The sequence below is a fragment of the Streptomyces violascens genome (assembly GCF_014649955.1).
GTDB classification, from domain to species: Bacteria; Actinomycetota; Actinomycetes; order Streptomycetales; family Streptomycetaceae; genus Streptomyces; species Streptomyces violascens.
In genome coordinates this window covers 1-1,104 of record NZ_BMUA01000085.1, presented here as the reverse complement: position 1 = coordinate 1,104, position 1,104 = coordinate 1, and the positions used below count along the sequence as shown (strand labels likewise).

Annotated in this window: 1 protein-coding gene; it reads right to left on the bottom strand. The window is 66.4% G+C overall.

Annotated features, from left to right (window positions below):
• Nucleotides 1-644, bottom strand: a 644-nt coding sequence (locus tag IE206_RS42205) for an acyltransferase family protein (RefSeq protein WP_229853407.1), incomplete at its 3' end; no start/stop codon positions are given.
• Nucleotides 645-1,104 lie beyond the last annotated feature (460 nt).

Below are 1,104 nucleotides of genomic sequence, written 5' to 3'. Positions count from 1 at the left end.
ACCAGCAGCCGCAGCGGCCCCGGTTCAGCCTTCGCGAACAGCATGCTGGCCGTCGCCCACACGCAGCAGAAGACCAGGACCCTGCGGTAGGTCAACCCCCACCAGGCCACCACCGCGAACAGCACGTAGAACCGCAGTTCGGCGAAGAGCGACCAGTACGCCCCGTCCACCGACGGCACCCCGAGGGGCTCCTGGAGCATGGTCAGGTTGGTGAGGACGTCAGTCCACGGCAGGTGTCGGTTCCCCTTCGGGAACACCGCCAGGGTCACCGTGGTGGCCAGCACCCCGAACCAGTACGCCGGATAGAGCCGGACGACACGGGAGACGAAGAAGTCCCGCAACGGCTTGCCCCAGCAGCTCATGCAGATCACGAAGCCGCTGATCAGGAAGAACAGATGCACTCCGAGCCAGCCGTAGGCGGTCACCGGGAACACCGCGGGGAAGATCGCCTCAGGCTTCTTGGGCCAGCTGCCGACCCGCGCCGTGTAGTGGTACGCCACCACCGACAGCGCCGCCAGCAGCCGCAGCCCGTCCAGCGCGAACACACGGCCAGGACGAGCCAGCACGGGCTCGGCGTGGGTTCGTCGCCGGTGCCCGGCACGCTCCCGCCGCGCGGATATCGCCGTCAGATCATGGTCAAGCACGCTGAAACCCCCACCTGAGAAACGACCCGGGCTTGAGCGCCCGCTGACCAGGAGGAAGCCTTGACCTACCTGAACGACCACAGAGCATAGAAGCCACCTACACGCTCTAAGCACATCACCCCCTTCGAAGTGCCACAGGCGCCTCTGCCGGACGCGGGCCCTCCTGGCCACATCGTGGCCGCCCAAAACGGGAAGAGCGGCAATCCAGCCCTCGCTCTGATCCTGCTGGGAAGTCGCAGGACGCGGCCTGAATAAGGAAACCGCCCCGCCGACAAAGCTTTGAGAACACCGTCAGCCTCCGCGATCCAGAGCGTGCAGGGTGCGGTGGCTGACGGTCTGCACCGCAGGCGGACGCGGTTTTACGACAAGTCCAACGATCACCGCGGAGGAACGCTGCGACGGCGCCCTGCCTCCCCGGGGATCATGCAGGCGCGGAACTTCATGCAACTCCCGTACAACC